Source organism: Micromonospora endophytica (assembly GCF_003236305.1).
GTDB lineage: Bacteria > Actinomycetota > Actinomycetes > Mycobacteriales > Micromonosporaceae > Micromonospora > Micromonospora endophytica.
Map to the genome: position 1 here is coordinate 1 of NZ_POTX01000327.1, position 5,159 is coordinate 5,159.

7 protein-coding genes are annotated in these 5,159 nt (G+C 70.4%); 3 read left to right on the forward strand and 4 right to left on the reverse strand.

Annotated elements, in window-relative coordinates; genetic code table 11:
• Positions 1–1,330: glycoside hydrolase family 62 protein (locus C1I93_RS28100; protein ID WP_111246283.1), on the forward strand; the 1,330-nt coding region annotated here is incomplete at its 5' end.
• A 74-nt stretch (positions 1,331–1,404) separates the two neighbouring features.
• Here C1I93_RS28100 and C1I93_RS28105 read toward each other — a convergent pair.
• Complete coding sequence (locus C1I93_RS28105) at positions 1,405–1,824, reverse strand: serine hydrolase domain-containing protein (protein ID WP_111246284.1); 420 nt, start codon at positions 1,822–1,824, stop codon at positions 1,405–1,407.
• A gap of 111 nt (positions 1,825–1,935) precedes the next feature.
• On the opposite strand from C1I93_RS28105, the gene C1I93_RS33345 reads away from it, so the two are divergent.
• Positions 1,936–2,103: a LuxR C-terminal-related transcriptional regulator gene (locus C1I93_RS33345; protein ID WP_249412247.1), complete on the forward strand. Its 168-nt coding sequence runs from the start codon at positions 1,936–1,938 to the stop codon at positions 2,101–2,103.
• A 55-nt stretch (positions 2,104–2,158) separates the two neighbouring features.
• Here C1I93_RS33345 and C1I93_RS28115 read toward each other — a convergent pair whose 3' ends face one another.
• From C1I93_RS28115 to C1I93_RS28125, 3 genes are all read right to left on the reverse strand, one after another.
• Positions 2,159–3,583 (reverse strand): DEAD/DEAH box helicase, encoded by a 1,425-nt coding sequence (locus tag C1I93_RS28115; RefSeq protein ID WP_111246285.1) that lies wholly within the window; start codon positions 3,581–3,583, stop codon positions 2,159–2,161.
• A gap of 162 nt (positions 3,584–3,745) precedes the next feature.
• Positions 3,746–3,964: a hypothetical protein gene (locus tag C1I93_RS28120; protein WP_111246288.1), complete on the reverse strand. Its 219-nt coding sequence runs from the start codon at positions 3,962–3,964 to the stop codon at positions 3,746–3,748.
• A gap of 115 nt (positions 3,965–4,079) precedes the next feature.
• Positions 4,080–4,559, reverse strand: a complete 480-nt coding sequence (locus C1I93_RS28125; protein ID WP_111246286.1) for a cupin domain-containing protein — start codon at positions 4,557–4,559, stop codon at positions 4,080–4,082.
• 268 nt (positions 4,560–4,827) lie between these two features.
• On the opposite strand from C1I93_RS28125, the gene C1I93_RS28135 reads away from it, so the two are divergent.
• The coding region (locus tag C1I93_RS28135; RefSeq protein ID WP_146603596.1) for a response regulator transcription factor at positions 4,828–5,159 on the forward strand (332 nt) is incomplete at its 3' end.

A 5,159-nucleotide genomic window follows, 5' to 3' on the forward strand; every position in this document is an offset into this window, starting at 1 on the left:
CGCCGTGGCATTGCCCGCCAGCGCGGCAGCTGCGGGCTGCTCGGTGAACTACGCCGTGTCGTCACAGTGGCAGGGCGGCTTCGGCGCCAACGTCACCATCACCAACCTCGGTGATCCACTGACCAGCTGGACGTTGACCTGGTCGTTCGGTGCCGGCCAGACCGTCACGCAGGCGTGGAACACGACGCTGACCCAGAGCGGCGCCGCGGTCACCGCAAGGAACGTCAGCTACAACGGCAACATCCCGACCAACGGCTCCACCTCGTTCGGCTTCAACGGCTCATGGACCAGCAGCAACCCCGTCCCGACCAACTTCGCGGTCAACGGGGTGACCTGCACCGGCGGGGTGGCACCAACCACCAGCCCGACCACCAGCCCGACCACGGGCCCCACCACCGGACCGACCACGCCGCCGCCGGGTAACTGCAATCTTCCGTCGTCGTACCGGTGGTCGTCGTCGGGTGCGTTGGCGCAGCCGGCGGCGGGGTGGGTGTCGCTGAAGGACTTCACGCACGCGCCGTACAACGGTCAGCATCTGGTCTACGCCACCACGCACGACACCGGCACCAGTTGGGGTTCGATGAACTTCGGGCTGTTCTCCAACTGGAACCAGATGGGTTCGGCGAGCCAGAACAGGATGCCGTTCTCGGCGGTGGCGCCGTCGTTGTTCTACTTCGCGCCGCGCAACATCTGGGTGTTGGCGTACCAGTGGGGTGGGCCGGCGTTCTCGTACCGGACCTCGACCAATCCGACGAACGTGAACAGTTGGTCGGCGCATCAGACGTTGTTCAGCGGGAGCATCTCTGGTTCCGGCACCGGGCCGATCGATCAGGCGTTGATCGGTGACGACCAGAACATGTACCTGTTCTTCGCCGGTGACAACGGTCGGATCTACCGGGCCAGCATGCCGATCGGTAACTTCCCGGGCAGCTTCGGTTCGAACTACACCACGATCATGACCGACACCACGAACAACCTGTTCGAGGCGGTTCAGGTCTACAAGCTCGCGGGTCAGAACCGGTACCTGATGCTGGTCGAGGCGATCGGTGCGCAGGGTCGTTACTTCCGGTCGTTCACCGCGACCAGCCTGGGTGGGACGTGGACGCCGCAGGCCGCGACCGAGAGCAACCCGTTCGCGGGCAAGGCCAACAGCGGCGCGACCTGGACCAACGACATCAGCCACGGTGAGTTGATCCGGACCAACGCCGACCAGACCATGACGGTGGACCCGTGCAACCTGCAACTGCTGTACCAGGGTCGCGCGCCGAACTCCGGCGGTGACTACGGCCTGCTGCCGTACCGGCCGGGCCTGCTCACCCTGCAACGCTGATCAGGTAACTGGATTGGGGCGGGCTCGGCACACGCCGAGCCCGCCCGAATCCGTTGCTGGGGCCGGCGTACGCCTCACCCGGGTGGAAAGTCCAGCGGGTGCGTCATCGCCCGCGTCACCAGTTGCTCGCGGGTGTGGATGTCGTACCGCTGTTCCAGGTACTCCTCGGGCGTCGTGTAGCCGGGCAGGTCGTCGTGCAGGCCACTGGTGTTCGCCAGGAGGTGTCGCACCGTGATCCGGCGGCGGTCGTGACCGACGCCGCGCGTCACGCCGGGTAGCCACCGCTCGAGGGTGTCCTCGAGGGACAGTCGGCCCTCCGCGACCAGTTGCAGAACGACTGTGGCTTCGATCGTCTTGCGGGTGCTGGCGATCCGGAACCGCCCGTCGGGCGGTAGCGGACGTCCGGTGGCGCGGTCCGCGACGCCGCTGGTGGCGACGATGGTGCTGTCGCAGTACGTCGAGCAGCAGTACGCCGCCGAACTGCTCGGCACCACCGACGGCGGCGTTGGCTACCTCCTCACACCGACGTCATCGCCCAACTGCTCGCCCACCGCAGGGACCCGATCGCCGTACTCACCCCGCGCGAACGCGAGGTGCTCGCGCTGATGGCCCAGGGGTACGACAACAGCACAATCGCCGACCGGCTCGTGATCACCCACAACGCGGTGCACAAGCACATCGGCAACATCTTCGCCAAGCTGGGGCTCGCCGTCACCGACAGCGGCCACCGTCGCGTCCTCGCCGTCCTGACCTATCTCGCGCGAACAGCCTGATCCGCTGCGACACGGGCCGCTGACCGGCCCGCGTCGAGTCACCGTCGCGTCGCGGTCAGCGCACGCCCCGACGGGCGCTCGGCCGGGCCCGGGCGGAGAAGGCCGCCGCGCCGGATCGCGTCGGTGCGGACCGGGTCGTTGCGGCCTGGGTCGGATTGCCGCCGCGTCGACCCCGCCCACCCTGGGCGGCCTGGGTCTCCCGCCGCGTGCTGGTGCCCTGGGCCTCCCGCCGCGTGCTGGTGGCGCGCGGTGCGGGTGTGGGTGTGGGTGCGGGGACCAGCGTCCGCTCACCCGGGGCGAGTTCGCGGAGCAGCGTGTCACCGGGGCGCAATCGGGTGGTGGTGGCGGTGATGCCCGCCTTGCGGGTCAGCTCCCGCACCTCGGGCACCTGACCGTCGGTCATCAGCGTGACGACCGTCCCGGCCGCGCCGGCCCGGGCGGTGCGGCCCGAGCGGTGCAGGTACGCCTTGTGCTCCACCGGCGGGTCGGCGTGCACGACGAGGGCCACGTCGTCGATGTGGATGCCCCGGGCGGCGATGTCGGTGGCGACGAGCGTGTGCGCCGCACCGTCGGAGAACGCCTGCAGGTTCCTGGTGCGGGCCCCCTGAGCCAGGTTGCCGTGCAGCTCGACGGCGGTCACCCCGGCCGCGACCAGTCGACGGGTGAGGGTCTTCGCGCCGCGCTTGGTGCGGGTGAACACCACGGTCCGGCCCGGTGCGGCGGTCAACTCGACGAGCACGGCGAACCGGTCGTCGGTCTGCACGTGCAGGACGTGGTGTGTCATCGCGGCGACCGGCGACAGCGTCGAGTCGACGCTGTGCACGACCGGATCGGTGAGGAAGCGTCGCACCAGCACGTCGACACCGGCGTCGAGGGTGGCGGAGAAGAGCAGCCGCTGCCCGTCGCGCGGAGTCCGCTCCATCAGCCGGCGTACGGTGGGCAGGAAGCCCAGGTCGGCCATGTGGTCGGCCTCGTCGAGCACGGTGATCTCGACGCCGTCCAGGATCGCGTGGCCGGTCTCGACGTGGTCGGCGAGCCGCCCCGGGCAGGCCACCAGGACATCGACGCCGGCGCGCAGCCCGGCGATCTGAGGCCGGGCGGCGACGCCACCGAAGACGGTCATCGTGCGCAGCGACAGCGCCTGCGCCAGCGGCGCCATCACGCTGTCGATCTGGGTGGCCAGTTCCCGGGTGGGCGCGAGGATCAGCGCCCGCGGGCGGCCGGGCCGCCGTGGCGTGGGGGTGGCCGCCAGGCGGGTCAGCACCGCCAGGACGAAGGCGTAGGTCTTACCCGAGCCGGTGCGGCCCCGGCCGAGCACGTCCCGCCCGGCGAGCGCGTCGGGCAGGGTCGCGGCCTGGATCGGGAACGGCCGCTGCACCCCGCTGGCGGCCAGTACGCGGTTCAGCGCGTCGGGCACGCCGAGGTCGGCGAAGGTGAGGGACTCGGACGAGGTGGTCTGGCGTGGGCGGCGTGCCGCCATGAAGGCTCCGAACGTCGAAGGGATGCCCCGCCCGGCGCTGACCGTCTCGGTCGCGGCGCGTGGCGTCGGACATCGAACCCGGTCGCCATGCTGGGCGGACCGTGCTGTCAGTCTACTCGACCCCACGGCCCGGGTCCCGCCGCAGTCGACAGGTGGTGCCGGTCAGGGGCTCACCACCTGCCACCGGTTCTGCCCGTCCATCCATGCCTGGGCCAGGATCTCCGCTGACTGCCGACCCGGGCACGGGTAGATCTTGGACCGGCTGGCATCGCCGCCGAGCCGGGCCTCCACCTCCCAGGACTCACCGTCGGTGCGGATGTACACGTCACGACGCCCCCGCACGGTGCGGTTGCCGTTCCACCAGTGGCGCTCGGTTTTCACCCCCCGACCGTATAGCACCAGCTCCGGGTGTGGCATCTTGACGATCTTGGGAATCGTCTGTCGGCGGGGTGGTCGACGTCGATCACCCCGCCGTACGCGGTGCCGGTGCGGATGGTCACAGCCAGTGGGTGTCGTGGCGGAGGAAGAACTCGGTGCGTTCCTCGTCGCTCAGCTCCGCCAGCCCCACCAGCCCCTCGAAGTAGCCCTCCCGTGGCGCACCCGGCGCGAAGTGCAGCAACATCGACGCCGGAAGGCCGGACTCGTTGCGGAACGCGTGCACCCCGCCCTCCGGCACGTGGACGAAGTCACCGGGGCCGGTGTCGATCCAGCGCCTGCCGTCGTAGATCCGCACCGAGCCGGTGAGGATGTAGAACGACTCGGAGATGCCGCGGTGGAAGTGCGGCGCCGGGCCGCTCGGTGTCGGGCCCATCTCCCAGCGGTAGAGCCCGAAGTGCCTGTTCGTGGTGCCGCCGGTGGCCAGGTAGTGTGCCGCGCCGCCGTTGGCGAAGCGCAGTTCGGGCGAAGTGTCGGCCGGACGGTACGTCGCGGTCGTCTCACCCGTGGCACCGAGGTACCGCGGTGGGGGATAGGTCATGTCGTGCGCCCGCCCTACCGCTTCGTCACCGGCCGGTAGCACAGGATGACAACACCGGAACTGAGCGTGGTCGCGATCACCTTCCGGGCGGGCGCGGCGTTCGGGTCGGTCACGGTAGCGGGTCCTCTCGTCCGGCCGGCCTCGTCACCGGCTGCGTTCACGTGGATCAGCCTGCCGTCGGCGAAGCCGGCGGACATCCGTACCGCCACGGATCCGGGTACGGAAAACCGGTACGGAGGTCCCGGGCCGGGGTGCGGGACAATGGGGTGTGTCCTCGCCAGCCATCGACCGGCCCTCCAGGCGGGAGGCGGAGGTTCTCGCCCTGGTGGGGCTGCACCTGTCGAACGCCGAGATCGCCGAGAAACTGTTCATCTCGGTGCGTACGGTGGAAAGCCACGTCTCGTCACTGCTGCGCAAGTACGCCGTCGCCGACCGGTTCGCGCTCGCGGCACTCGCCGTACCGCCTTCGGGCGGCCGCACGCCGGCGAGTCGGCTGGCCGGGCTGCCCGACCCGCGTACCGAGTTCATCGGGCGCGGCGCCGAACGGGAGGCGGTCCGCAGCGCCCTCGCGCAGCACCGGCTGGTGACCCTGTTGGGTCC